Origin of the sequence: Streptomyces sp. NPDC046909 (assembly GCF_040644695.1) — a bacterium.
Lineage (GTDB): Bacteria > Actinomycetota > Actinomycetes > Streptomycetales > Streptomycetaceae > Streptomyces.
The window spans coordinates 51086-75796 of sequence record NZ_JBEYXC010000001.1 but is presented as its reverse complement, the minus strand read 5'-3'; the positions used below and the strand labels follow the sequence as shown (position 1 = coordinate 75796).

The 24711-nt window shown below is 70.2% G+C and carries 23 protein-coding genes; 10 read left to right on the top strand and 13 right to left on the bottom strand.

The annotated features are described in order from the left end of the window. Window positions 1-34: 34 nt before the first annotated feature. The 8 genes from ABZ928_RS00375 to ABZ928_RS00340 all read right to left on the bottom strand — a co-directional run bounded on the left by ABZ928_RS00375 (window position 35) and on the right by ABZ928_RS00340 (window position 6141). Complete coding sequence (locus ABZ928_RS00375) at window positions 35-709, bottom strand: GntR family transcriptional regulator (protein ID WP_361514087.1); 675 nt, start codon at window positions 707-709, stop codon at window positions 35-37. Between the two features lie 68 nt (window positions 710-777). Continuing rightward, window positions 778-1716: an NAD(P)H-binding protein gene (locus ABZ928_RS00370; protein ID WP_361514085.1), complete on the bottom strand. Its 939-nt coding sequence runs from the start codon at window positions 1714-1716 to the stop codon at window positions 778-780. Window positions 1717-1744: 28 nt separating this feature from the next. Continuing rightward, window positions 1745-2416: an RraA family protein gene (locus ABZ928_RS00365; RefSeq protein WP_361514083.1), complete on the bottom strand. Its 672-nt coding sequence runs from the start codon at window positions 2414-2416 to the stop codon at window positions 1745-1747. Next, entirely contained in the window at window positions 2413-3123 is a 711-nt protein-coding gene (locus tag ABZ928_RS00360; RefSeq protein WP_361514081.1) for a 4-carboxy-4-hydroxy-2-oxoadipate aldolase/oxaloacetate decarboxylase, read from the bottom strand. The genes ABZ928_RS00365 and ABZ928_RS00360 overlap by 4 nt, the downstream gene beginning before the upstream one ends. Beyond that, window positions 3120-4103 (bottom strand): hypothetical protein, encoded by a 984-nt coding sequence (locus ABZ928_RS00355; protein ID WP_361514080.1) that lies wholly within the window; start codon window positions 4101-4103, stop codon window positions 3120-3122. Before ABZ928_RS00355 ends, ABZ928_RS00360 begins: the two co-directional genes overlap by 4 nt. A 15-nt stretch (window positions 4104-4118) precedes the next feature. Further along, window positions 4119-5090 (bottom strand): amidohydrolase family protein, encoded by a 972-nt coding sequence (locus ABZ928_RS00350; RefSeq protein WP_361514078.1) that lies wholly within the window; start codon window positions 5088-5090, stop codon window positions 4119-4121. Continuing rightward, the gene (locus ABZ928_RS00345) at window positions 5090-5503 is read right to left on the bottom strand and encodes a RidA family protein (RefSeq protein WP_361514076.1); all 414 of its coding nucleotides are present in this window, start codon (window positions 5501-5503) and stop codon (window positions 5090-5092) included. Before ABZ928_RS00345 ends, ABZ928_RS00350 begins: the two co-directional genes overlap by 1 nt. A gap of 17 nt (window positions 5504-5520) precedes the next feature. Next, complete coding sequence (locus ABZ928_RS00340) at window positions 5521-6141, bottom strand: RraA family protein (RefSeq protein ID WP_361514074.1); 621 nt, start codon at window positions 6139-6141, stop codon at window positions 5521-5523. Window positions 6142-6302: 161 nt separating this feature from the next. On the opposite strand from ABZ928_RS00340, the gene ABZ928_RS00335 reads away from it, so the two are divergent. Both ABZ928_RS00335 and ABZ928_RS00330 read left to right on the top strand, forming a co-directional pair. Beyond that, window positions 6303-8096 carry an FAD-dependent monooxygenase gene (locus tag ABZ928_RS00335; protein ID WP_361514072.1) on the top strand — a complete coding sequence of 598 codons (1794 nt, stop codon included), beginning with the start codon at window positions 6303-6305 and terminating at the stop codon, window positions 8094-8096. 119 nt (window positions 8097-8215) lie between these two features. Further along, on the top strand, window positions 8216-9817 hold the full coding sequence (locus tag ABZ928_RS00330) for an acyl-CoA synthetase (protein ID WP_361514070.1): 1602 nt from the start codon (window positions 8216-8218) through the stop codon (window positions 9815-9817). A gap of 289 nt (window positions 9818-10106) precedes the next feature. Here ABZ928_RS00330 and ABZ928_RS00325 read toward each other — a convergent pair whose 3' ends face one another. The 3 genes from ABZ928_RS00325 to ABZ928_RS00315 all read right to left on the bottom strand — a co-directional run bounded on the left by ABZ928_RS00325 (window position 10107) and on the right by ABZ928_RS00315 (window position 13306). Beyond that, window positions 10107-10985: a hypothetical protein gene (locus tag ABZ928_RS00325; RefSeq protein ID WP_361514068.1), complete on the bottom strand. Its 879-nt coding sequence runs from the start codon at window positions 10983-10985 to the stop codon at window positions 10107-10109. Between the two features lie 9 nt (window positions 10986-10994). Then, the gene (locus ABZ928_RS00320) at window positions 10995-12080 is read right to left on the bottom strand and encodes a helix-turn-helix domain-containing protein (RefSeq protein ID WP_361514067.1); all 1086 of its coding nucleotides are present in this window, start codon (window positions 12078-12080) and stop codon (window positions 10995-10997) included. Between the two features lie 209 nt (window positions 12081-12289). Beyond that, window positions 12290-13306: a zinc-binding dehydrogenase gene (locus ABZ928_RS00315; RefSeq protein WP_361514898.1), complete on the bottom strand. Its 1017-nt coding sequence runs from the start codon at window positions 13304-13306 to the stop codon at window positions 12290-12292. 305 nt (window positions 13307-13611) lie between these two features. Here ABZ928_RS00315 and ABZ928_RS00310 point away from each other — a divergent pair, with 305 nt between their 5' ends. Further along, window positions 13612-13851 carry a hypothetical protein gene (locus ABZ928_RS00310; RefSeq protein WP_361514065.1) on the top strand — a complete coding sequence of 80 codons (240 nt, stop codon included), beginning with the start codon at window positions 13612-13614 and terminating at the stop codon, window positions 13849-13851. Window positions 13852-14540: 689 nt separating this feature from the next. On the opposite strand, the gene ABZ928_RS00305 is transcribed toward ABZ928_RS00310, so the two are convergent. Beyond that, the gene (locus tag ABZ928_RS00305; RefSeq protein ID WP_361514063.1) at window positions 14541-14918 is read right to left on the bottom strand and encodes a limonene-1,2-epoxide hydrolase family protein; all 378 of its coding nucleotides are present in this window, start codon (window positions 14916-14918) and stop codon (window positions 14541-14543) included. A gap of 92 nt (window positions 14919-15010) precedes the next feature. Continuing rightward, window positions 15011-16480: an MFS transporter gene (locus tag ABZ928_RS00300; RefSeq protein WP_361514061.1), complete on the bottom strand. Its 1470-nt coding sequence runs from the start codon at window positions 16478-16480 to the stop codon at window positions 15011-15013. 474 nt (window positions 16481-16954) lie between these two features. Here ABZ928_RS00300 and ABZ928_RS00295 point away from each other — a divergent pair, with 474 nt between their 5' ends. From ABZ928_RS00295 to ABZ928_RS00265, 7 genes are read left to right on the top strand one after another with little or no spacing between them, the layout of a single operon-like run. After that, on the top strand, window positions 16955-18562 hold the full coding sequence (locus ABZ928_RS00295; RefSeq protein ID WP_361514059.1) for an AMP-binding protein: 1608 nt from the start codon (window positions 16955-16957) through the stop codon (window positions 18560-18562). Then, a complete protein-coding gene (locus ABZ928_RS00290; protein ID WP_361514897.1) occupies window positions 18562-18753 on the top strand; it encodes a ferredoxin in 192 nt (63 codons plus the stop codon). The genes ABZ928_RS00295 and ABZ928_RS00290 overlap by 1 nt, the downstream gene beginning before the upstream one ends. 18 nt (window positions 18754-18771) lie before the next feature. Beyond that, a complete protein-coding gene (locus ABZ928_RS00285) occupies window positions 18772-19872 on the top strand; it encodes an NAD(P)-dependent alcohol dehydrogenase (protein ID WP_361514057.1) in 1101 nt (366 codons plus the stop codon). Beyond that, window positions 19869-21047, top strand: a complete 1179-nt coding sequence (locus tag ABZ928_RS00280) for an FAD-dependent oxidoreductase (protein ID WP_361514056.1) — start codon at window positions 19869-19871, stop codon at window positions 21045-21047. The genes ABZ928_RS00285 and ABZ928_RS00280 overlap by 4 nt, the downstream gene beginning before the upstream one ends. After that, window positions 21044-22291 carry a cytochrome P450 gene (locus tag ABZ928_RS00275; RefSeq protein ID WP_361514054.1) on the top strand — a complete coding sequence of 416 codons (1248 nt, stop codon included), beginning with the start codon at window positions 21044-21046 and terminating at the stop codon, window positions 22289-22291. The genes ABZ928_RS00280 and ABZ928_RS00275 overlap by 4 nt, the downstream gene beginning before the upstream one ends. 23 nt (window positions 22292-22314) lie before the next feature. Beyond that, window positions 22315-23757: an aldehyde dehydrogenase family protein gene (locus tag ABZ928_RS00270; protein WP_361514052.1), complete on the top strand. Its 1443-nt coding sequence runs from the start codon at window positions 22315-22317 to the stop codon at window positions 23755-23757. Window positions 23758-23771: 14 nt separating this feature from the next. Continuing rightward, window positions 23772-24710, top strand: coding sequence for an SDR family oxidoreductase (locus tag ABZ928_RS00265; RefSeq protein WP_361514051.1), 939 nt, complete (start codon window positions 23772-23774; stop codon window positions 24708-24710). Window position 24711 lies beyond the last annotated feature (1 nt).

Sequence of the window (24711 nt, the reverse complement as noted above, 5' to 3'; positions counted from 1 at the left end):
CGGCCCGTCGTGTCGCAGGGGACGACGGGCCGTTTCAGGTACTGCGATGCCCCATGCCCGCCCGGGCTCCGACATCCGTGCTCTCGCGGTGGTCGTGGACGCTCTTCAGGAACCGGGCCCTGCTGCGGGCGGCCAGCGCCTTGACGATGCGCTCGTGCTGCGCGACCGTCCGCCGCCGGTGCTCCCGTGTCGCGTAGTCGATCGCGATGAACGCGTCCGCCAGCATCCACAGCCGTCGCACCTCGTCGAGCACCAGCCGGAGTGGGGAGAGACCGAAGATGCGTAGGTGGAACTCGTGGTTGAGGTCCACCATCTCGACCCACTCGGACTGGTCGACCAGACGCTCCATCGCCTCGTTGAGCGACCGCAGTTCCGCGATCACCTCGTCCGAGGGCCATACGACGGTGCGCGCCAGCTCGTTCTCCAGGAGACCCAGCATCAGGCCGATCTGGGCGAGTTCCTCCGCGGAACGCTTGGTGACGAAGTACCCCTGGTGGGGGCGGTGCGTCAGCAGTCCTTCACTGCTGAGGACGCTGAGCGCCTCGCGCACCGGGACCCGGCTGATCCGCAGCTGCTCCGCGATCTCCTCCTGCCGGATCTGCTCACCCGGCAGAAGCCGGCCCTGCAGGATCTGGTTCCGCAGTTCGCGCACCGCCCGCTCGGCGCTGGCGCCTTCCTTGACCAAAGTGCGCCGATGGGTTGCCGTCACGCGATCACTCCTGGAGGTTGAATCCAATTTTGCAGGCAGTATAAGGATCGTCACCTCCCCGGCCCCGGCTACGGCAGCAGTGCGCTCGCGTTGTCCTTCAGCCACTCCCGCAGGGTGAGCGGCTTGCGCCCGATGGTGCGCTCGACGAAGTCGTTGCGGGCCCAGACGACTTCGTTCTCTTCTTCATAGGTGAAGAAGTCCCAGAGTTCCGATGCCGGGCGCACCCCGAACCTGTCGTACGCCCGCAGAAAGCCCTCCTTGCTACCGTCGTGAGTGATCTCCTCACCGAAGACCTCGCTCATGAGCTCGGCGACATCGCTGTAGCGCTTGAGGTCATGGCCGTTGTTCAGGGTGTGGAACTGGCCAATGTGCCGGTGGTTGTCGGAGAGGAACAGGCGTCCGGCGACCTCGGCCACGTCTGCGGGATGGATCCATGGGATGAGTCGGTCGTGCCAGACCAGCTTGCGCTCGCGGCGCAGACCGTCCTTCGTGCGCATGAGGTTGTCCATGAAGGTGGCGCCGACGTTCAGGTACGTCACCGGCAGGTCGCTCTCGTCGAGGAGCCGCTTGGCGAGGGGGTGCTGGGTGGGCAGCCCGGTCCCCAGGTCGCGTATGTGCTGCGGGAGGCGGCGCGGGTTGGCCTCCGGCTGCATGCCGAGGACGCGCAGGACGTGCACGGCCGTGCCCGCTCCCTTGAGGGCGGTGACCAGGTTCGTCATGGCGCTCTGTTCGTCCGTCCCGGTCGGGGCGATGACGAAGACGCCCTCCATCCCCTGTACGGCGACCTCCAGTGAGGGCAGGTCGAAGTAGTCGGCGCGGACCACTTCGGCGTACGGGAAGGCGCTGCGGAGTCCGTCGACGCGCTCCGGGTCGCTGGTCGCCACGCGCAGCCGGATCCGCGGTGCCTCCCGGTGCAGGAACTCCGTCAGTGGCCTGCCGATCCGGCCGGTCGCCCCGAAGACGAGGACGCTGCCCGGAACGGGTTTCCTGATGGTGTCGCGGGACATCGGAAGTCCTCTCTCAGGGGGCGTGCCGTCAGTGGCCGGAGCGGTCCCGGGTCTGGAGCGTGTGGTAGCCCGCCGCGGCGCGGGCCTCCGTCAGCGAGGTGCCCTGTTCCACCTCGGCCCGGATCCGGTTCTCCGCGTCGCGGATCCGCTCGGCCGCGGCGATGACCTCCTCGGCCCTGGACATCGGGACGGCCACGACGCCGTCGGCGTCGCCGAGCAGCAGGTCGCCCGGTTCCACGCGGACGCCACCGATGCTCACCGGCACCTGGTAGCCGTCGACTCGGACCCGGTCCTTGCCGGTGCGCATCCAGCGCCCCCGGCTGTAGACGGGGTAACCGAGTTCGAAGGCGCGGTCGGAGTCGCGGCAGACGCCGTCGATGACGGTGCCGCCGATGTCCCGCCGCGCGGCGGTGGCGGTCAGCAGGTCGCCCCAGACCGTGACGTCCAGGCGCCCCGCGTTGTCCAGGACGACGACGGTGCCCGGGTCCAGGTCGTCGATGTAGTCGCCGACGGTGCCGGGGTCGGTGCCCACCGGCACGTACCGCACGGTGAAAGCCGGTCCGGCGAGGCGGAAGGAGCGGTCCAGGGGCAGCACGCCCAGGCACTGCCCGTTGATGCCCAGGCGGTCCAGGGCGTCGCTGACATGACTGGTGTCGAGGTCGTTCAGCGCTTTCACCAGGTTCTGCGCCGATTCCGTCATCGTCGCGCTCCTCCGTCCAGCATGGTCTCGTAGTCGGCGGACATCACCTCGGCCATCGGATGGCCGGCCCGTACCCGTTCGACCATGGCCCGCTCCTTCGTGACGATCGCCTCGGCGGTGGCGAGCACCTCCTCGGCGTGTGCGGCCGGGACGAAGACGACACCGCTGGCGTCGGCGATGACCAGGTCGCCGGGGTACACCGGTACGTCGGCGATGTCGACGGGGACGTTCCAGGCGCGTTCGACCACCCGGCCCCGAGCGGTGACGGGCACGCCCGTCGTCGCGTACAGGGGCAGGTCGAGTTCGCGGGCCTCGTCCACGTCCCGGCAGGCGCCGTGCACGACGACACCCTCCACGCCGTTGCGCCTGGCACCCGCGGAGAGCACGCCTCCCCAGCCGGCCACATGTCGTCTGCCGTGGTGGGCCACGACGATGACGTCACCGGGCCCCGACGCGTCGACCGCCGCCGTGCCGAGGTGGCGCCCGCCGGGTGCCGCGCCCGGCCGGTCGTCGACCAGGTGCACGGTGACGGCGCGTCCGGCGATCCGACGCGGCGCGGCCAACGCGGTCAGGCCCAGGGCCGCGCCGGGCAGGCCGAGCCTGTCGAGCGCGTCGGAGACGGCACAGGCGTCCAGCGCGGCCAGCCGCACCACCAGCTCGTCCGCCACCTTCTCCTCGGCCGGGGCTGGATGTGCCCGGCCGGTCATGCCCACAGTCCGAAGGCCAGGCCGACGCCGGTGCCGGCGGGCGTACGGTAGGCGGGCAGGTAGTCGACCCACTTGGTGGCCAGGTGGCCGCCCGCGCCCGCCACCGTTATCCAGTTGCGGATCTCGGAGGTTCCCGAGTCCAGCCGGTGGGCGGGCAGGGATCGCAGGGTGGCGGCGTCGTGCTCGCCCATGGCGTCGAGAAGCGTGCGGTCCAGTTCGGCGTCCACCACGAAGTGGCTGAGCCCGCCGGAGGCCACGACGGCCACCCGGGCGTCGCCCGGAAGGGCCTCCACAGCCTTGCGCAGCCCCACTCCGAGGTCGTAACACCGGGCGGGCGTCGGCTGGTTGGGCTTGAAGTAGGTGTTGAGGAGGATCGGCACGGACGGGATCGTGTGCCCCTTCAGGAGCCGTCCCGCGACCCAGGCGAAGGCGTGCCCGAAGCCGGTGTCCGGGGCGGTGGAGTCGCTGGAGGAGATGTCGAAGCCCTGGTCGACCAGGCTCTCGATGATGTGGCGGCCCAGCTTGGCGTCGGCGGGGTAGGTCTCGCCGTCCATGCCGAGGTGGCGCTGCACCTCGATGATCTGGGGGCCCAGGCCCATCTCGACGGGATGGTGGGTGGTCATCTCCTCGCCGTGGTAGACGGCGATGGAGGGCAGGTTCCGGTGGTTGAAGAGTTCGTCCTGGTCGTCGCCGACGATGACGACGGCGTCCAGGTCGAGAGAGACGAGATCCGCGGCGAGCCGCTTGATGTCGGCGTGCGCCTGGTTGAACTTACGGTCCCAGACATCGGGCGCCAGTTCGTCCAGGTAGCGGTCTCCCGCACGTTCGGCGATCTCCGCGTAGGGACGGATCACCCCGTCGGTGTCGTACAACTCGGTGTTGGACTTATCGTGTTCGGCCCGCAGCGCCCACATCTTCGCGGGCTCCATGCCGAGCATGGGGCTGTGCGAAGTGCCTGCCACGGCAACGATGTTCGCCATCTGAGACTTATCCCTTCAGCTGTTCAGCCGCGTGTAGACATGACGGGCGTTGCCCTCGAACACCGCGCGCCGCTCGTCGTCGGAGAGCGTCGGGATCTTCTCGATCACCGGCTTGAGGTCCTCCAGACTGCCGCCGCTGCCGGGCCGTTCGGTGCCGAACAGGACGCGATCCGCGCCGACCACGGCGATCAGCAGCTCCAAGGCCTCCTGCGTGTAGAGGCAGGTGTCGAACCAGAACCGCTTCAGGGTCTCCACGAAGGTCTCGCGGTCGCCCGTACGGTCGCTGAGGATGCCGCGGTCGTGGGCGATCCAGCGGCCCAGCTGGTAGGGGACCGAGCCGCCGCCGTGCGGGACGACGATCTTCAGGTCGGGGAAATCGCGGAACACCCCGGCGCGGATCATGCTGTTGATCGCGAGGCTCTCCTCGGTGATGAAGTGCTCGCTGTAGCTCTCGCGGCCGTAGCAGGCGGCGGGGTGCAGCAGCGCCGGCGCGTCACGCTCGACCAGCCGCTCGTACAGCGGGTACCAGTACTCGTCACCCATGACCGGTGTGGTCCCGGCGCCCTCGCTGGGGTCGGGGTTGAGCAGCACGCCGACGAAGCCGCGCTCCAGGTTGCGGTCCAGTTCGTCGAAGACCGTGGTGATCGGCTCGCCGGCGACCTGCGGCAGGGCACACACACCGCGCAGCCGGTCGGGGAAGGCCTCGACCTGGGTCGCGATGGCGTCGTTGTTCGCCTCGATCCACCAGTGCACCGTCTGCGCGGACCGGGCGGAGTGCTTCAGCAGGAACGGACGCGGCGAGGTCAGCTGGATGTCGGTGCCGACCTCGTCCATCAGCGAGATCTGCCGGCGCGCGGAGGTGAGCAGCTCCTCCTCCGTGGCCTTGGAGGGGAGCCGCCCGTGGTAGGTGCCGGCCGCCTCCAGGAAGGTCCACAGACCGTAGAAGGAGTCGGGCGCCACCAGGTGGGCGTGGCTGTCGATGATCACTAGGGCTCCTCGGGGGATCGGGTGGGCAGTACGGCGGTGAACTCGCACTGGATCAGCAGCGGGGGCTGGAGCGTAGAGGGCACGGTGTGGCGCACCGGCCGGTCCGCCGGGTCGGGGAACATCTCCAGCCACTGGGTGTTCAGCGGCTCGCGGGACTGCCCCTCGCCGAGGAAGACGGTGACCTTGGCGATGTCGCCGGTGCCGGCACCGGCGGAGGCCAGAATCCGGCGGACGTTGGCGAACACCCCGGCGGTCTGCGCCTCCAGGCCGTCGGGGACCTTCCCGGTGTCGGGGTCCATGCCGTGCACGGCGCTGGAGACCAGGAGGTTGTCGATCCGGACGGCGAGCGGGAAGGGGGCTCCGCCGTGGTGCACTCCGGGTACTTCGATCGGCTGTCTGCGGGTTGCGGTCATCGGTCGTCGCTCCTGTCTCAGTGCCAGCCGTAGAGGTCGAGGGTCCGCTCCCCCGCGCGGATACGACGCATCAGCTCGGTCTCCTTGGCATCGCGCTCGGCGCCGGCCTTCCGTACGGCCTCGGCGTCCGCCTTCGGGATCACCACCACGCCGTCCGCGTCGCCGACCACCAGGTCGCCGCGCTCGACGAACACGTCACCGATGCGCACCGGCGTACCCAGCGAGCCGGTGGCGTCGAAGTCCTTGCCGGTGCCGCGGATGCACAGCCCGGCGGAGAACACCGGCAGACCGAGATCCGCCAGTGCGTCCCTGTCGCGCACCCTGCCGTTGATGACGAGGCCGGCCAGGTCCTGGGCCAGGGCGGCGGTGCTCAGGATCTCGCCCCAGTAGCCGAACTCGGTTCCGCCGCCGACGTCCACGACGAGCACGTCACCCGGCTCGGCGGCGTACACGGCACGGTGGATCCAGAGGTTGTCGCCCGGCGGGGACGCGACCGGGAAGGCCGGGCCCACGACCCGCGCTCCAGTGAAGGCGGGGCCGATGGCGGACGGCAGCGCTCCGATCCGGCCCGCCGCCTCGTGCAGCGTCGCCGAGGACAGCGTGGCGGCTGTGATGCTCCCCGTGCTCCCCATGGTCATGGTGTCCCGTCCTTCCTTGGTCGGCGGATGCACTCCACCGTAGATGGATGCAAGATTGAATTCAATCCTTCGCCCGATTTTGAGTTCACTATTGCATTCAATCTCTCCACGGCTCTACGGTTTGTGAGACGCACCAGTCCGCTTGGCAAGGAGCCGACGTGATGAGCAGTCACCCCCACCGTGAACCGGATGTCCTGATCGTCGGCGGCGGCCCCGCCGGACTCTGCGCGGCCGTCCTGCTCTCCCTCAGAGGTGTGGACGTCCTGCTGGTGGAACGCCATCGGGAGGCGTCGAAGCTGCCCCGCGCGCATCTGCTGAACCAGCGCACGATGGAGGTCTTCACCGAGATGGGCGTGGCCGACGCCGTCTACGACATCTGCCCTCCGGAGGACCGCTGGCACCAGGTGGCCTGGCACACCACCCTCGCCGGGGACGCTCCCGCCGGACAGCTGATCGGGTCGCTGCCCGCCTGGGGCGGCGGCCCGGACGCCGAGCGCTACGCACGGGCCAGTCCCTGCCGGTACGCCAACGTGCCCCAGATGCGTCTCGACAGGCTGCTGCGGGTCCGTACCGAGGAGGTCTGCGGGGTGGAGAACATCCGCTTCCACCACGAGCTGGTCCACCTCGCCCCGGACGAGGACGGCGGCGGGCAAGGGGCGACGGCCACCGTGCGGGACCGGGACAGCGGCGAGCAGTACGAGGTGCGCGCCCGGTACGTCGTCGCGGCGGACGGCGGACGCACCTGCGCGGATCTGCTCGGCATCGAGATGGACGGCCCCACCGGGCTGCTCGACATGGTCACCGCACACGCCACCATCGACCTGTCGCAGTGGATCGAGGACGACGAGACGCTGCTCTACTACTTCCTGAACCCGGACGGCCGCGGCTCCTTCTCAGGCGTCCTGTGCGCGATGGGCCCCGACACCTGGGGACGTGACTCCGCCGAGTGGGCCGTGCACGCCTCCTTCCGCACCGACGATCCGGCGCGCCACGACCATGAGGCGGTCCTCGCCGGCTTCCGCCGGATGCTCGGCATCCCGGATCTGGACATCGAGGTGCACACCGTCAGCCACTGGGAGCTCGAGGGCGTCACGGCCCGCCACCAGCGGCTCGGCCCCGTCTTCCTGGTGGGCAACGCGGCCCACCGGCACCCGCCGACCGGAGGACTCGGACTCAACACCGCGGTCCAGGACGTGCACAACCTCGCCTGGAAGCTCGACGCCGTCCTGTCCGGTGAGGCCACCGACGCGCTCCTCGACAGCTACGAGACGGAGCGGCGACCGGTCGGCGCGTTCAACGTCGGCCACTCCCTCACCAACGTCGGTGGACACGGCCGGATCGCGGCGGCCCTGGGCCTGCGGGCCGACCAGTCCGAGGAGGAGGGCTGGGAGGCGGTCCGCTCCTGGCTCGCCGAGGGACCGGACGGCGAGAGGCGGCGCGCGGTCGCCGAGGCCGTGGCGAGCAACGTGGACAACTACAGCCAGCTCGGGGTGGAGCTGGGCTACCACTACGAGTCGGGCGCGCTGGTCCCCGACGGCACCCCGCCGCCCGTGACCAAGGACCCGCTCCGTGACTACGCGCCCAGCACCCGCCCCGGCCACCACCTCCCCCATGTGTGGCTCGACCGGGACGGTGTCCGGGAGTCGGTGCACGCCACGGTCGCCCCGCGGGGCCTGACCCTGATCGTCGACCCTGCGCACGCCGACGGCTGGGCCGCGGCCGTCGCCGGCCTCGAAGCCACCGTCCATCTGCGCGTCGTCGGCGACGGCGCCGAGTGGACCGACCCGCACGGAGAGTGGGCCGAGGCCCGCGAGGTCGGCGCGGGGGGCGCCCTGCTCGTACGCCCGGACCTGCACGTGGCCTGGCGGGCGGCCGACTGGTCCGCCGACCGCCCCGCCGAACTCCGCGACGCCGTGTCCGCGGTGCTGAGCGCTCCGCTGGAAGTGCGGCGATGAGCCGTCGGTCGTCCGCGGCGCCGTCGTGGCTGGTCGCGCCCACGCGGCGGTAGCCGCATGTCCACTACAGCCCCGCGCCCCTTGGGGGCGAACCCCCACAAGAGCCCAACAGGAGCGACATGTTCAACGACGAACTCACGCAACGGATCGCACGGGTCCGCAGCGCCTCGCTCGGCGACCTGCTGAGCCGCTCGACGGCCCGGGTACCGGACCGCACCGCTGTCGTCTACCGCGATCTGCGGCAGACGTACGCCGAACTGGACGAGACCGTCAACCGCACGGCGAACGCGCTCGCCGCCCGCGGTGTCGGCAGGGGTGACCGGGTCGCCCTGCTCAGCCACAACAACCACGCCTACGTGGTCCTCTACTTCGCCCTCGCGCGGCTGGGCGCGGTGTCCGTGCCGGTCAACTTCATGCTGACGGCGGGCGAGGTCGGCTACGTCCTCGGCCACTCCGGCGCGACGGGGCTGGTCGTCGAGGACGCCCTGCTCCCGGTGGCGGAACAGGCTCTGGAGGACGCCGACTTGGCCGCCGCGGTCACGGTTCGCGGCGTGATCCCCGACAGCGGGGCGGCGGCGCCGGCGGGCTGGGAGTCCGTAGAGGACTGGATGGCGCACGACGACCCCACTGCGCCGGACGTCTTCGTGGCCGACGACGACCTCGCCCAGCTGATCTACACCAGCGGCACCGAGTCCCGCCCCAAGGGCGCGATGCTGTCCGCGCGGAGCCTGATGTCCCAGTACGTCACCTGCGCCGTGGACGGCGAGATGAGCGGGGACGACATCGAGATCCACGCCCTGCCGCTGTTCCACTGCGCCCAACTGCACTGCTTCCTCACGCCGGGCATCTACCTCGGCGCCACCAACATCGTGCTGCCGGGGGCGGACGCCGAGGCGATCCTGCGGACGGTGGAGAAGGAGCGGGCGACCAAGCTGTTCTGTCCGCCCACCGTGTGGATCGCGCTGCTGCGCCACCCCGACTTCGACAAGCGGGATTTGTCCTCGCTGCGCAAGGGCTACTACGGCGCCTCGATCATGCCGGTGGAGGTGCTGAAGGAGATCGGCGAACGGCTGCCCGGCGTCCGGCTGTTCAACTTCTACGGCCAGACCGAGATGTCACCGGTGGCCACGATCCTGAAGCCGGAGGACCAGGTCCGCAAGGCCGGCTCTGCCGGCCGCCCCGGGCTGAACGTCGAGACGCTCGTCGTCGACGACGACAACCGGCCGGTGCCGCCCGGAGAGATCGGGGAGATCGTGCACCGCAGCCCGCACGCCATGCTCGGCTACTGGAACGACCCGGAACGCACCGACGACGCCTTCGCCGACGGCTGGTTCCACAGCGGCGACCTCGGCGTGCTGGACTCGGAGGGCTACCTCACGGTCGTCGACCGGAAGAAGGACATGATCAAGAGCGGCGGCGAGAATGTCGCGAGCCGCGAGGTCGAGGAAGTCCTCTACCAGCACCAGGCAGTGGCCGAGACCGCGGTCTTCGGCCTCCCCCACCCCGAGTGGATCGAGGCCGTCACGGCGGTCGTCGTCCTGCGCGAGGGCGCCTCGGCGACCGCTGAGGAACTCATCGCCCACTGCCGAGCGAGCCTGGCCGGCTTCAAGTCGCCCAAGCACATCGAGTTCGCCGCCCAATTGCCGAAGAACGCCAGCGGCAAGATCCTCAAGCGGGAGCTGCGCGCCGACGCGCGGGCTCCCTGGATGTCCGGGGCCTGATACCGCGCCGGGTACACGAAGAGACGGAGTACGCCGGTGCGGCGCACGGCCGGTACCGGGCGCCGCCCTGGTCAGGCTGCCCCGACCACGGGGACTTCGTTCACGTAGCTGCCCGGGGTCGCGGGATCCGGCATGCCGAGAACCCCGGCCGTCGAGCGGACCGGGGTTCTCGTCTCGCGTGTCCAAACCGATGCGGCGGACCCGCCCGGCCTGACGCGGAGCGGGCGTCACCGCAGACCGGAGCGGTCAGCCGGGGAAGACCGCTGGCGGCCCCTTGCCCTGCCTGCTGTCAGGCGGACGGCGGGAAGGTCGGCTCGGGCGGGGTCTGTCCGGGGATGACACCGGTCGTGATCGACGCGAGGTAGCCGAGTTCCGGACGGTGCGGACGGAACGGCCGGACGTCCAGGGTGGACTTCTCGCCGCCGTAGTTGAGGTAGCCGATGTCCTCCTCGTTGGGGATCCGCCTGGTCCCGGTGTGCCGCACGTACGGCTCCATGAGCGCGACCTTCTTGTTGATCTCCTCGGGGAAGTAGAGCTGGCCCGTGTGCACTTCCAGCCCGTCGACATGCACGGTGATGTGGATGTGGACCGCCCGCCCGTAGTACCAGCCCGGGTAGATGGAGCGGAAGCGCACCTCGCCGCGCCGGTCGGCGATCTGCATACCCCGCTGGAACCTGGAGGAGTCGGTGGGCTCCAGGTGTTCCGAGCCCTTCGGCGGAACGTCCGGAGAGACGTCCAGGTGTCCCGAGTAGTAGCCACCCGCGTCGCACATCCACACCTCCACCTCCGCCCCGGGGATGGGGGTGCACTCGGTGCCGTGCACGACGATGATCCGCGTCTCCAGCGGCAGTCCCTCGCAGTCCTCGGCGATGTTCCGCCGGATCAGCTCCTCGTCGATGTAGTACGGCCCCGCCGTCACCTCGGGCGCCAGGACACAGGCGGGTTGTGTGCCCGCCGCCGTCTTGGCGCGCGCGGACCGGACGGCGCTCGCCTGGGACGGGGAGGCGGCGCCCACCAGCCCCAGGCCGGCGGCGCCGATGCCGAGTGCCGCAAGGACCGTACGGCGTTCCACTTTCCTGTTGGGCTCCCTGTGTGCGGCGGGCGCTGTGGCCTCGGACGCCGGGGCACCGGTCTTCTGTGCGTGCGGTGACGTGTTGTCAGAAGTCATGGCCGGAGCCTAGGAGGATCTGTTTGACCGTCTCTTGACGTCTGGACCAGAAGTAAGTGGAGCTCGAGGTACCGGGTCGGGCCAGTCGGCTCGCTCCCAGATGAACGGGTCGGCTCCACGCCCGCACCGCCACGCGCGCAGCTCCGTCTCGATCTCCGCCTGGGCCTCCCGCGCCCCGGAACCCGGAGCCTGCGGCTCCATCCCGGCCAGCACGTCCTGCACCACCCACAACCAGGCTTTGCGGGTCGGTGTCAGATGTACGGCCAGCCGGGGCTGCTCGAACTGCCAGCGGTGCAGCGCCAGTAAGGCGGCAGGGTTGCCCGCGTAACAGATCACGTGCAGTTCGGTGTCCGCCTGCCTGGTCATCGCCAAGCGCTGCAGCAACGCCGTGAACCCGGGAGTCGGGCGCCCCCCGACGGTCGGCTCTCGTTCGGCCGCGGAGGCAAGGAGGGCGAGAGCGGCGGCGAAATGCCCGGCGCCGCCTCCCGCTCCTTCGGAGGGCTCCGCGGGGCCGCTCCCGGAAGGAGAAGCGACAAGGCCTGCGACGGCCTTCGGGCCGGCGGTGCTCCGGAGCGCGAGAACGGAGAGTGCCCCGTTCGTATAGATGGCTCTCGGCACGATGGGCGGCTGCTCGCTGTACGCAGCGTAGCCGGGCACGGGTGCGACCGGCCTTGCGTCGACACCCGGCGTGATTCCATGGGCACGCCAGATGCGCGCCACCGTCGAAGCCGACACCCCGGCCCGCTGGGCCAGCGTGCGTTTGGACCAGTTCCCGCCGAACGGTGGCGGCTCGTGGCGGGTGATGTGCAACACCTCGGCGACCGCCGCGTCCTCGATCCTGCGCGGCGCCCCTGGCCTGGGGCGATCCCGCAACCCCGCGAGCCCCTCCACCGCGTACCGCCTGAGCCACTTGTCCACCGTCTGCGCGGAGACCCCGAATCTGCGGGCGACCTCGGCCCGCGTCGCCCCGGTCGCCGCGGCCAACACGATGCGGCAGCGCAGCACTTGTGCCTGCGGCGTCGACGTGCCGTTGCTCAGCCGAACCAACTGGGCGTGCTGCGCGGCGGTGAGTTCTCGCACGGGGTCGGGAGTCATCAAGGCCACTCACAATCGCTGCTAAGGGACTTCTGGTCCACCCTCGCCGGCGGCCCCTGAGACATACAGCACACGCCGCAGCGCGCGTCCGGTGACGGCTGCGGCTTCCTGCGCATGGGACAGGCCACCGAGCAGATCTCCCTGGCGAACGGCCAGTTCACCCCTGAAGACGCCCGATGGCCTCGTCCCACATCCTTGGCGGTGGGAGGTCAGTCCGCCCACGGCAGCAGGACCACCTTGCCCGTGGTCTGCCGGTTCTCGATCAACCGGTGGGCTTCGGCCGCTGCCGACAGCGGCATTCGGCGACCGGTGTCGAGCCGCAGCCGTCCCATGCGGACGTGTTCGGTCAGCTCGTGGAGTGCCTGCCTCATCTCGTCACGGGCGTGGGCCTGGTAGTAGTACAGGCTGAACAGGCCCAGCGACTGGTTCATCAGGAGCCGGCCGGCCGCGGTCTCGGCGACCAGGTCGACGGCCGGCATCTCCCCGTTCGCCGTCCCGTACATCGCCACGCGTGCACGGGGCGCCAGAGCGGCGAACGTCTCGCTGACCGAGTCACCGCCGGAGCTGACCAGCGCCCCGTCAACGCCCCGGCCGTCGGTGGCACGCAACACGTCGGCGCTCCACCCCGGTTGGGTGTAGTCGATGGCTTCGTCGGCGCCCAGATCGAGGACCAGACGCCGCTTCTCCGGTGTGCTGGCCGCGCCGACGATCCGGCCCGCCCCCATGATCCGGGCCAGCTGCACGGCGAGTGAGCCGACCCCTCCGGCGGCGGCCAGCACCAGAATGGACTCGCCCTTGTCGAGCCGGACTCCGTCACGGACGAGGAAGTAGGCCGTGAGTCCCTGGATCAGCAGCGCGGGCGCGTCAACGTACGCGATGTCGTCGGGCAGCGGGTACACGTCGTCGGCCGACGCTGCGACGTACTGGGCGTAACAGCCGGACGCCTGGGTCGGAACGATCCCGAAGACCCTGTCCCCGACGCTCACATCGGTGACCCCCTCGCCCACCTCGACGACCTCCCCCGCGTATTCGCCGCCCAGGATGTGCGGCAGCTCGGTCACCGGAACCGGGTAGTAGCCGGCGCGGCGGCGCTCGATGTCGGCGAAGTTGACGCCTGCGGCTTCGTTGCGCACGAGTACCTCACCCGGACGGACCGAGGGGACCGGCACGTCTTCATGAACAAGCACCTCCGGCGAGCCCTGCCGGTGGATCCGAGCCGCCTTCATTGTCGTCGGGGTCATCATGAGTTCCTTTCACAGAAGCGCCTGACAGGTGTCAGATTACTTGGAATCTGACACCTGTCAAGCGACGCCACGAACCCCTCACGAGGCCGGCCCGGATCTGAAGCCCCGCCCTTGACATTGATCAGGCGGGAGATAATCTGACGCACGTCAGGAATCGCTTCAGGTTCCCGAACCGCCTGCTCCTGCGGCACGGAGCAGACCCCCACATGACGCCTCTCTTGTCAGGACCCCCCATGCACAAGTCGACCACTCATGCAGAAACCCCGGACTTCAGGAAGAACAGGACCGTGACCAGTCGTCGTCGCACCCGGTGGGCGCTGTCCGCGGTCACCTTCACCCTCCTCGGGCTCCAAGTCGCGGGCGCCGGCTCCGCCTTCGCCGGGCGGGAGGATGTCTGGCAGGACCGGATCGGGACGCAGGACGCCCTCACGCAGCAATGCGCCAAGGACGGCGGCACCAAGCTGACGAACATTCGTCCCTACGACTCGACCCGGGTCATCGCGGACTGTAAGCGGCAGGTGAAGTAGTACCGGGCAGCGGGTGCAGCGCCCCCGGCTGCGTTCGCGGCCGGAGTGTCGGCGACGGCTCGGGTCCGGTGTGTCTGTCGAACCGACGGACGGGGTGATGGCCGAGACACCTCTCGCAGAGCCGCGGGGATCTCCCTGCCGGTGTGAGAGCAAGGCCGGTCACCGGGCAACGAGTCGGCCCTGCGGCCTGCGGTCACAACCGCCGCCCGGCTCGGTCACGCCTCCACGCGGGGTCCGTCGTATGCCTGACGGACCCCGTTCCGCTGCCCGGGCCCGAGAGGGCGTCACGACCATCCGCCGTAGGCGACCAGGACGAGGGGCGGAACGGCAACACGCGTCTTTCCAGGACTCATGCCCCGGTCAACGCCCGGCCCTGGAGCACACGTTGTCCGAGCCCGTCATCCGCCGTCGGCCGGGCTCATCACGTACGGGCGGCTTCCGCGCCCCGTGGATCGGGCACCCCGAACGCGTCCTCCTTCGCGGCGGGCCCGGTCGGGCGCAGACCCGACAGCGGGTGGACAGCGTGGGCGGCGCGATCCAGGGATCGGCACGGGCGAGTGACCGGGCGAGGCAGTGATGGAGGCCGTGGCCATCGGCCTCCCGCTCAGCGGCGTACTCACCGAAATACATCGGCCGATGCTGGACACGCCCCGACCCGGTTGCCCGCCCTCACCGATACGGACCGCCGGTCAGAGTCCCATGGCCCGGCTGCCCTGGGCCATGTCGAAGTAGTCGCGCCAGGCGGTGATGAGGCCGTTGTCGACCTCAAAGACACCCGTGACGCGGAGCGGGGTCGCGCGCCCGCCGACGTGAAACGTGTCCGTGCGTTCGTTCATGACGACGTTGCCGGACGCGAGCTGGTGGTGAATCTCGAACTCGATGCGATCCACCATGGTCAGGAAGCCCGCGATGGTGTCGCGGATGGCTGTGCGGCCGACCGCGGGTTCCACGGGAATGTTGTGGTAGACGGCGTCTTCGGCGAAGAACTCACTGATCCGGCCGGGGTCGGGGGCCGAGGCGTTCCAGCATTCGCACATCGAACGGACTACGGCATCGGGGCTTGGCATGTGCTTGGCTCACTTTCCGGACGGTGAAGGCGGACACTCGAGGGATCGCGCGGTGGGCTTGGCCACCGGTCGGCGTGGCTGGGGTGCGCGGGCTACGAACTCTGGCGCATCTCGTGGCCGGCCGGTGGCGCGGCGGCTTCTCGGCGCGTGAGCCGTCGGGATCGTATGGCGGCCGGAATGGCAGCCGCGGTCACCACAGCTGCCACGCCGACCCCGGCCGCGATGCCGAACCCGAGTCGGAAGCCGGTCATGGACGGGACCGAGCCGTCTCCGAAAGGCTGGTTCGTCCGGACGAGCACAGTGCCGATGACAGCACTGGACGTCGACGTGCCGATCGCCCGCATCAGCGCGTTGACGCCGTTCGCTCCGGCCGTCTCGGACGGCGGCACGGTCTCCATGATGAGCACGGGCATCGCGGCGTACGCGAGCGAGATGCCACTGGCGATCACGGTGGTGGCCAGAATGACCTGCCAGACGTTGTCCATCAGCCCGATGCCGATGGCGTAGCCGCAGGTGGCGACCGCTGATCCGCAGACGAGCGAGGCCTTCGGGCCGCGGGCCGCCGAGAGGCGGGCACCCGCCGTGGACGCGGCCATCATGACGATGCCCGACGGGATCATGCACAGTCCGGCGGCGACCACCGACAGACCCAGTCCGTAGCCGGTCGCCTCAGGCAACTGCAGGAGCTGAGGAGACACCAGAGACTGCGCGAAGAGAAGGAAACCGACCATGACCGAAGCGATGTTGGTGAGCAGGACCTGAGAGTTCGCGTTGGTGCGCAGGTCCACCAGGGGCTCGGCGGTCCGCAGCTCCAGGACGCTCCAGCCGACGAGGAGGAGGACGGCGGCGACGAAGAGTCCGAGTGTGACCACGCTGCCCCACCCCCAGTCGTCCCCCTTCGAGACGGCGAGGAGCAGGCACACCAGACCCGCTGTCAGCCCGACCGCGCCGGGCAGGTCGAATCGCCCGGAGCGGTGATCGGACGACGCGGGTACGAAACGCCGGACCAGCACGATCGCCACGGCGCCGAGGCAGCCCGAGAACACGAACAGGGCGCGCCAGTCGAGGTATTGGACGATCGCGGAGGAGGCGGGCAGGCCGAACGAGGCGCCGACGCCCAGGGAAGTGCTCATCAGTGCCGTCCCCGACCCCAGCCGCTCGGCGGGCAGTGCATCGCGCATGACGCTGATGCCCAGCGGGATGACGCCCAGGGAACAGCCCTGCAAGGCCCTGCCGGCCATCACCGGGACCAGCGATGCGTCGAGCAGAGCGATCAGCGACCCGGCGACCAGCAGCCCCAGGCTGCCCAGAAGGACGCGTCTCTTGCCGTACAGGTCGCCGAGGCGGCCCGCGATCGGGGTGGAGACGGCCCCGGTGAGCAGGGTGGCGGTGATGACCCACGAGGCGTCCGAGGCGGAGGTCCGCAACAGCGACGGGAGTGTGGGCAGCAGCGGCACCATGAGGGTGTACACGAACGCGACGATGACGCCCGAGTACGCCAGTGCGTAGACGACCGCACGATCGTGTCGGAGGGCTGGGCCGGATTCAGAGGTACGGGCCACGCGTATGTCCCATTCGAGTAGTCGTCTCCGAGGGAAAGTGATTCCGGCGGAGCGCCGGGCAGGCCTTCCCCTCCGGCCGGCGGCAGGTGCCGGGTGGGGAGCGGAGGTGTGCCGAGCGGTTCGGTCAGACCGACCGCGCAGCGGCGCTTCCTCGCCCGCGCGCCGTGGCCCCGTCAGCGGGCCCCGGGGCCGCTCCGAGAGATTTTCAGACGATTTCCGTCCGATGTAGAGACAGTAAGTCATCGCATACACCGCACGTCAAGGCCTGCCACCACCCCGACGGAACACGCGCGGTGGATCGACACAGTTGACGCGCGACCCATCCTGTGTCGTACTCTGATTTTCAGCAGACGATTTTCGTCCGAAATAATTTGGGCGGCCCGACCGAGCCGTTGCCGCCCTGTGATCGCCTCACGCGGTTCCCCAGCGATCTGTGACCCCCACTGAACTTCACCAGCGCCAAACGGAGGCGGGATGCCCTCGCGCGCTTCTTCCACCACGACCCCCCACGACCGATCCGCCGAGCAGATCGAAGGGTTCTATCGCCTCGCGGCGCTGCACCCCGATCGGCCGGCGCTCCTACTTCCCACCGGCCCGCAGCTCACCTTCGGGGATCTCGGCGCCCGGACCAACCGCCTGTCGCACGCCCTGCGGTCGCTCGGCCTGACCGCCGGAGACACGGTGGTGGCCATCGTGCGCAACGGCTCCGAGTACTTCGAACTCGCGCTGTCCACCGGCCAGATCGGGATGACGCTGGTCCCGGTCAACCATCATCTGAGCCCGCACGAGATGGCGTACATCATCAGTGACAGCGGCGCGAGCGTCGTCGTCGCGAACGCCGACATCGCCCGCTCCCTCACCACCCACACAGAGCCGGCCGAAGTGCTACCGCGCCACCGGTTCGTCGTGGGCGACGCCCCCTCCGCCGACGACCTTCATGGGTGGCGCGCCTACCACCGGCTCGGCAACGGCGAACCCAGCACCCCACCGGATCACCGCAGGACAGGCGTGACCATGGGCTACACCTCCGGCACCACGGGGCGGCCCAAGGGCGTCAAACGCAGGATGCCGGCCGTCGAACCGGAAGAGTTCCTCCCCGCCATTCACCGCGACTCGCTGGGGAAATACGGCATCACTCCGGGAAACGGCGTGCACCTGGTCTGCTCTCCGCTCTACCACTCCGCCCCCGGGTTCCACGCGCTCAGCTTCCTGCACGCCGGACACACGCTGGTCGTCCACGACCGTTTCGACGCCGAGGCCACGTTGCGGGACGTCGAACGGTATCGGGTGACCAGCAGCCACATGGTGCCCACCCACTTCCACCGTCTGCTCCGTCTCCCCGACGAGGTGAGGCAGCGTCACGACCTGTCCAGCCTGCGGCTGTTGATCCACGCCGGCGCGCCCTGCCCGGTCGAGACCAAGCGGCGCATGCTCGACTGGGTCGGCCCCATCGTGTGGGAGTACCTGGGCTCCACCGAGGGCCATGTGACCACGGTCGGCCCGGACGAATGGCTGGCCAGACCGGGCACCCTGGGCAGGCCGAAGCCCGGCATGACGGTGAAGATCCTCGACGGGACCGGTGCCGAGGTGCCCCAGGGCGAGGCCGGGATCATCTACTTCGAGGTGGGCATGGCCGACTTCGAGTACCACCACGACGCGGAGAAGACCGCGGCGAACCGCGTCGGCGGCCTCGTGACCGTCGGTGACATGGGGTACTTCGACGAGGACGGCTATCTCTTCCTGCTCGACCGCCGTACCGACCTCGTAGTCTCCGGCGGGGTCAACATCTACCCGGCGGAGATCGAGCAGCACCTGATCACCCATCCGTCCGTGGCGGACGTCGCGGTGATCGGCCGGCCCGATCCGGAGTGGGGCCAGAGCCTCCTCGCGGTGGTCCAGCCCGCGCCGGAGGCCGTCCCCGGGGACTCGCTCGCCGAAGACCTGCGCGACTTCTGCCGTCAGGGCCTCGCGTCGTTCAAGTGCCCGCGCCAGTTCGAGTTCCTGTCCGAGTTCCCCCGGACCGAGTCCGGAAAGTTGCAGCGCCGCGTGCTGCGCGACGCCTATGTCAAGGAGACCGAATGATGCGCGTGACCATCGAGCCCGACCGCTGTGTCGCCTCGGGACAGTGCGTGATGATCTCTCCCGCCGTGTTCGACCAGGACGACGACGGCGTCGTCGTCCTGGTCAAGGAACAAGCCGACGCTCCCGAGGCGGAGTCCGTGCGCGAGGCGGTCCGCGTGTGTCCGGCCGCCGCCATCGCAGCCACCGACTGAACCAAGGGACGAAGCGCGATGAAGACACATGCCGTCGTACTCCGGGACGGTGCCGGACCGTTCACCCTCGAAGAGGTGGAACTGGCGCCTCCCGGCCCCGGCGAGGCGCTGGTCCGGATCGTCGGCACGGGACTGTGCCACACCGACCTGCTGACCCGTCATGGATTTCCGCTGCCGCGACCGACGGTGATGGGACATGAGGGATCGGGAGTCGTCGAGGAGGTCGGTCCCGGCGTCACCCGGTTCGCCGTCGGGGACCACGTGGTGCTCAGCTACGACTCCTGCGGCTGGTGCGCTCACTGTCTGGACGGGGAGCCGTCCTACTGCGCCGAATTCGCCCCCCGCAATCTGTTCGGTGTCCGCCCGGACGGTTCGACGCCGATGACCGACCGGGACGGCGAACCCGTCGCCGCACGCTGGTTCGGGCAGTCCTCGCTGGCCACCCATGCGATCGCGACCGAGCGCAACATGGTCCGCGTCGACCCGGAGCTTCCGCTGGAACTGCTCGGTCCTCTGGGCTGCGGGATACAGACAGGTGCGGGTTCCGTCCTGCTCGCTCTGGAGGTGAGGGCCGGATCGAGCATCGCGGTCTTCGGGGCCGGCGCCGTGGGACTCGCCGCCGTCATGGCGGCCAAGGTCGCCGGAGCGAGCGAGATCATCGCCGTCGACCTGAACGCCAAGCGCAGGGAGCTGGCGCTGGAACTGGGCGCCACACGGGTCGTCGACGGCGCCGATCCGGACGTGGCCGCGCGGATCACCGGCTGGACCGGCGGCGTCGACCGGGCGCTCGACACGACCGCCGTGCCGTCGGTGGTGGTCTCCGCGCTGGACTCGCTGCGCGCCCGCGGCGTGTGCGGCCTGGTCGGAGCGGGCGGCGACCTCACGCTGCCGGGACGGCTCATGGCGGCGGGCGTGACGGTGAGGTACCTGATGGAGGGCGACGCCGTCCCCCAGCGGCTCATTCCCCGGCTCATCGACCTGTGGCAGCGGGGCCGGTTCCCGTTCGACCGGCTGATCCGCACCTACGCGCTCGACGCGGTCAACGACGCGGAGCGCGACGCGGCCGGTGGGGACACCGTCAAGCCCGTGCTGCTGCCCGGGGAGTTGAGCACCGTATGAACACCATCGCCGTGATCGGCGCGGGTGCCGCCGGGCTCAGCGCGGCCGAGACTCTCCGCCGGGAGGGTTTCACCGGTCGGCTGGCCCTGGTGGGCGAGGAGCCGACCCCGCCGTACGACCGGCCGCCCCTGTCCAAGCAAGTCCTGGCCGGGACCTGGGACCTCGACCGCACCATGCTGCGGAAGCACGACCACTACCAGGAAGCAGGCATCGAACTGCTCACCGGCCGCCGCGCGGTGGGGCTCGACCTGCCGAAGCGGGCACTGCTCCTCGACCGGGACGAACGGCTGCCGTTCGACGGCCTGATCATCGCCACCGGCGTCACCGCGCGCAGGCTGCCGTTCGGTCATCACCTGGACGGAGTGCACGTACTGCGCGGCGCACAAGACGCCGTCGGCCTGCGCGTCGCGCTGGCCGGGCAGCCGCGCGTGGTCGTGGTCGGGGCCGGGTTCCTGGGGATGGAGGTCGCCGCCGTGGCCCGTTCCCTGGGCCTGGACGTCACGGTCGTGGACCCGCTGCCCACGCCCATGGTCCGGCAGTTCGGCACGACGATCGGCGAGCTGATCGCCGATCGGCACAGAGATCAGGGCGTACGGCTGCGTACCGGCGTCGGCGTCACGGACCTGCTGGGCTCCGACGGGAGGGTGACCGGCGTCCAGCTGGACGACGGCACCGTGCAGCCCGCCGACTGCGTGCTGGTCGCCATCGGAGCCGTCCCCGCCGTGGGATGGCTGAGCTCCTCGGGCCTCGCGCTCGGTGACGGCATCCGGTGTGACGAGTACTGCCAGGCCGCACCCGGCGTCTACGCCGCCGGTGACGTGGCCTCCTGGCCCAGCCCGCGCTACGGACGCCGGCTGCGCCTGGAACACCGGCTGAACGCCACCGAGCAGGGCACCACCGCGGCCCGCAATCTCCTGCGCGGCAATACCGAGGTGTTCGACCCGGTCCCCTACTTCTGGACCGACCAGTACGAGGTCAAGATCCAGGCCCACGGCGTCTTCCCGACCGGCCACGAGCCGGAGGTGGTCGAGGGAAGTCCCGCCGAAAACAAGTTCGTGGCGCTCTGGCGCGAGGACGGCCGGACCGTCGGCGTCCTCGGCTGGAACAGCGCCAAACAGGCCCGCCAGTACCGACAGCAGCTCATCGACGAACCCGTATCCGGAGGCACGGCATGACCGACACCACCACCATCACCGCGGAGGCCGCGGAAGCCACAGTCGCCGGCCGCTTCCCGTGGCCCCGCCCGCGCATCGACCCGCCGGAGGTGTACCAATGGCTGCGTGAGGAGCGCCCGGTCACCCGGGTGATCACCCACGCCGGTGACCCCGCCTGGCTGGTCACCCGCTACGACGACGTCCGGGCCATCCTGTCCGACCCCAGGGTGAGCGCCGACATGCAGAACCCTGGTCTGCCCGCCCTCGTGGCAGGGACGAAGACCGAGGAGTTCGGCAGCGGCGCCCTGCTGCGCCAGGACCCGCCCATGCACACCGTGTACCGGCGGATGCTGTCGAAGAACTTCATGGTCAAGCGGGTGGAGGCGATGCGCCCGGCCATCCAGAAGCTGGTCGACGAGAAGATCGACGCCATGCTCGCCGCCCCCGAGCACCCCGTCGACTTCGTCCAGTCCCTCGCGCTGCCGGTGCCTTCGACGGTGCTCAGCTGGATCCTCGGCGTACGGGAGAAGGACATTCCGTTCTTCAACGGCGCGGCCGAGGAGTTGCTGACCGGGGACCCCACCGACCCCGAGTCGGCCCGGCAGTTCCAGCGGAACCAGATGGCCCTGGTCAACTACGTCACCGAACTGGCCCAGGAGCGGGCGGCGGCCGACGATCCCGGTGACGACATCCTGGGCCAGCTGGTGAAGGCCGCCCTGGAGGGGACCATCACCTTCGACGACGTGGCCGAAGTGGGGTTCGTGCTCACCGTCGCGGGCCACGACACCACGGCGAGCATGTCCGCGATGGGCCTGCTGACCCTGCTCCAGCACCCCGAACAGCTCGCCGAGTTGCAGGCCGAACCCGAACTGATCCCGGACGCCGTCGAGGAGATGCTGCGCTACCTGACCGTGGTCAACCTGATCATCGTGCGGGTCGCGACCGAGGACATCGAGATCGGTGGCGTGGTCATTCCCGCCGGGGAGGGGATCATCCCGCTCAACTTCTCCGCCAACCGCGACGACGCCCACTACCCGGACGCCGCCAAGTTCGACATCCACCGCAAGGCCCGGGACCACTTCGCCTTCGGGTACGGCATGCACCAGTGCCTCGGCCAGCCCCTGGCCCGGGTGGAACTGCAGGTGATCTTCGAGACGCTGCTGCGCCGCATCCCGGACCTGAAGCTCGCCGTACCGGTCGAGGAACTGCCGTTCAAGGTCTTCTCGCCCATCAACGGCGTGTTCAAGCTTCCCGTCACCTGGTGACACCCGGACGACCTGGAGCCGATATGTCCGACTTCACCATGACGATCGACGGGGCGGCGGCGTCGGCGGCCGACACCTTCGACGTCGTCAACCCCGCCACCGCCGAGGTCTTCGCCCAGGCACCGGTCTGCGACCGGGCCGGGCTGGACGCGGCGATGGCCGCCGCCGCGACCGCGTACCGGGCCTGGCAGACCGACGACAAGGCCCGCCGGGTGGTCCTGCGGGAGATGGCCGACGCCCTGCAGGCCGCCACCGACCGGCTCGCCCCGGTCCTCACGGCCGAACAGGGCAAGCCGCTCGGAGACGCCCGCACCGAGATCTTCATGTCGGTGCTCTGGTTGCGGTACTACGCCGACCTGGACCTGCCGCGTGAGGTGGTCCAGGACGACGAGCAGGGCTTCGCCGAGGTGGTGCGCCGCCCGCTGGGCGTGGTGGCCGCCATCACCCCGTGGAACTTCCCGCTCCTGCTGGCGATGTGGAAGATCGCTCCGGCGCTGCGGGCCGGCAACACCATGGTTCTCAAGCCCTCCCCGTACACCCCACTCTCCGCGCTGGTCCTCGGCGAGGTGTGGCGGAACGTCGTACCGCCCGGGGTGTTCAACGTCGTCACCGGACCGGAACCGCTCGGCACCTGGCTGACCGGGCATCCGGCGGTCAGGAAGGTCAGCTTCACCGGCTCGACGTCGGTCGGGAAGAAGGTGGCCGCCGCCACCGCAGAGGACCTCAAGCGCGTCACCCTCGAACTCGGCGGGAACGACCCGGCGATCGTGCTGGAGGACGCCGACCCGCGGCAGATCGCCGAGAGCCTGTTCTGGGGCGCCTTCCGCAACAACGGACAGGTCTGTCTCGCTGTCAAGCGGGTCTACGTCCACGAACGGCACCACGCCGACCTCGTCGAGGCACTCGCCGAGCAGGCCCGCTCGGTACGGGTCGGCGACGGCACCACGGAGGGCGTCCAGCTCGGGCCGGTCAACAACAGGCCCCAGTTCGACCGGGTCCGTGAGCTGGTCGACGACGCGCTCGGCAACGGCGCCGTGGCCGTGGCGGGCGGCGCCCCGCTGGACGGACCCGGGTACTTCTACGCGCCCACGATCCTGACCGGGGTGACGGACGACTCCCGGATCGTCGCCGAGGAGCAGTTCGGCCCGGCTCTTCCCGTGCTGCCGTACCGCGACCTCGACGACGTGGTCGGGCGGGCGAACGCCACGGAGTACGGCCTGACCGCCTCCGTCTGGTCGCCGGACCTCGACCGTGCCTCGTCCGTGGCGTCCCGGCTGGACTGCGGTCAGGTCTCGGTCAACGCCCACGGCGGCGCCGTACGGCCCAACCTGCCCTTCGGCGGCCACAAGTGGAGCGGTCTCGGCGTCGAGAACGGCCCCTGGGGCCTGTACGGCTTCACCGACCTCCAGGTTCTGGCCCGCCCCGCGCGCCGGAGCCCCTCCGACACCGCCAACGACAACAACTGAGGAGAAAACCCGACATGACTGGAATCTGCGAAGGCAGGGTGGCCGTCGTCACCGGCGCCGGCCGTGGCATCGGCCGGGAGTACGCCCTGGAACTCGCCCGCCAGGGGGCCAGCGTGGTCGTCAACGACCTGGGCGGGAGCCCGGACGGGTCCGGCGCCGACACCGGTCCGGCCCAGACGGTAGTCGACGAGATCGTCGAGGCCGGCGGAAAGGCCGTGGCCAACACCGACGACGTCGCCGACTGGGAGGGCGCCGAGCGTCTCGTGCGGCAGGCGATCAGCGAGTTCGGCAGGCTCGACATCCTCGTCAACAACGCGGGCATCCTGCGGGACCGGGCACTGGTCTCCATGAGCTCCGAGGAGTGGGACTCGGTGATCCGGGTGCATCTGCGGGGCACCGCCGGGCCCTCGCACTTCGCCGCCGCGTACTGGCGGGCCCAGGCGAAGAAGTCAGGCGGGCCGACGGGCGGGCGGATCATCAACACCACCTCCGCCTCCGGCATCTACGGCAACTTCGGCCAGAGCAACTACGGTGCCGCGAAGGCCGGTATCGCCTCGTTCACCCTCATCGCGGCCATCGAGCTGAAGTCGTACGGCGTGACCGTCAACGCGATCGCGCCGGTCGCCGCCACCCGGCTCACCGCGGGACTGGGGCCGAAGCCGGGCAGCAAGCCGGACGGGAAGTCACAGGGAATGCCGGACACCTTCGGGCCGCAGCACATCGCGCCGCTGGTGGCCTGGCTCGCCAGCCCCGAGAGCACTAAGGTGACCGGCCGCGTCTTCGACGTCGGTGGCGGCCGGATCGGGGTGGCCGAGGCCTGGCGGCTGGGCCCCGTCGCGACGTCGGACGGCGTCTGGAACGCCGCCGAACTCGGCTCGGTCGTGCCCGAGTTGGTCGCCAAGGCCGCCCCGAACGTGACCATGCGCGGGGTCCCGGCGCAGGGGGAGCACTGAG

Excerpts from the sequence above, each read along its gene's own strand:
- ABZ928_RS00335 (WP_361514072.1), top strand. The coding sequence starts at position 6,303 with ATGAGCAGTCACCCCCACCGTGAACCGGATGTCCTGATCGTCGGCGGC.
- ABZ928_RS00370 (WP_361514085.1), bottom strand. The coding sequence starts at position 1,716 with ATGTCCCGCGACACCATCAGGAAACCCGTTCCGGGCAGCGTCCTCGTC.
- ABZ928_RS00265 (WP_361514051.1), top strand. The coding sequence starts at position 23,772 with ATGACTGGAATCTGCGAAGGCAGGGTGGCCGTCGTCACCGGCGCCGGC.
- ABZ928_RS00285 (WP_361514057.1), top strand. The coding sequence starts at position 18,772 with ATGAAGACACATGCCGTCGTACTCCGGGACGGTGCCGGACCGTTCACC.
- ABZ928_RS00280 (WP_361514056.1), top strand. The coding sequence starts at position 19,869 with ATGAACACCATCGCCGTGATCGGCGCGGGTGCCGCCGGGCTCAGCGCG.
- ABZ928_RS00290 (WP_361514897.1), top strand. The coding sequence starts at position 18,562 with ATGCGCGTGACCATCGAGCCCGACCGCTGTGTCGCCTCGGGACAGTGC.
- ABZ928_RS00355 (WP_361514080.1), bottom strand. The coding sequence starts at position 4,103 with ATGGCGAACATCGTTGCCGTGGCAGGCACTTCGCACAGCCCCATGCTC.
- ABZ928_RS00275 (WP_361514054.1), top strand. The coding sequence starts at position 21,044 with ATGACCGACACCACCACCATCACCGCGGAGGCCGCGGAAGCCACAGTC.
- ABZ928_RS00365 (WP_361514083.1), bottom strand. The coding sequence starts at position 2,416 with ATGACGGAATCGGCGCAGAACCTGGTGAAAGCGCTGAACGACCTCGAC.
- ABZ928_RS00295 (WP_361514059.1), top strand. The coding sequence starts at position 16,955 with ATGCCCTCGCGCGCTTCTTCCACCACGACCCCCCACGACCGATCCGCC.
- ABZ928_RS00305 (WP_361514063.1), bottom strand. The coding sequence starts at position 14,918 with ATGCCAAGCCCCGATGCCGTAGTCCGTTCGATGTGCGAATGCTGGAAC.
- ABZ928_RS00270 (WP_361514052.1), top strand. The coding sequence starts at position 22,315 with ATGTCCGACTTCACCATGACGATCGACGGGGCGGCGGCGTCGGCGGCC.
- ABZ928_RS00315 (WP_361514898.1), bottom strand. The coding sequence starts at position 13,306 with ATGAAGGCGGCTCGGATCCACCGGCAGGGCTCGCCGGAGGTGCTTGTT.
- ABZ928_RS00330 (WP_361514070.1), top strand. The coding sequence starts at position 8,216 with ATGTTCAACGACGAACTCACGCAACGGATCGCACGGGTCCGCAGCGCC.
- ABZ928_RS00320 (WP_361514067.1), bottom strand. The coding sequence starts at position 12,080 with ATGACTCCCGACCCCGTGCGAGAACTCACCGCCGCGCAGCACGCCCAG.
- ABZ928_RS00340 (WP_361514074.1), bottom strand. The coding sequence starts at position 6,141 with ATGACCATGGGGAGCACGGGGAGCATCACAGCCGCCACGCTGTCCTCG.
- ABZ928_RS00360 (WP_361514081.1), bottom strand. The coding sequence starts at position 3,123 with ATGACCGGCCGGGCACATCCAGCCCCGGCCGAGGAGAAGGTGGCGGAC.
- ABZ928_RS00325 (WP_361514068.1), bottom strand. The coding sequence starts at position 10,985 with ATGACTTCTGACAACACGTCACCGCACGCACAGAAGACCGGTGCCCCG.
- ABZ928_RS00345 (WP_361514076.1), bottom strand. The coding sequence starts at position 5,503 with ATGACCGCAACCCGCAGACAGCCGATCGAAGTACCCGGAGTGCACCAC.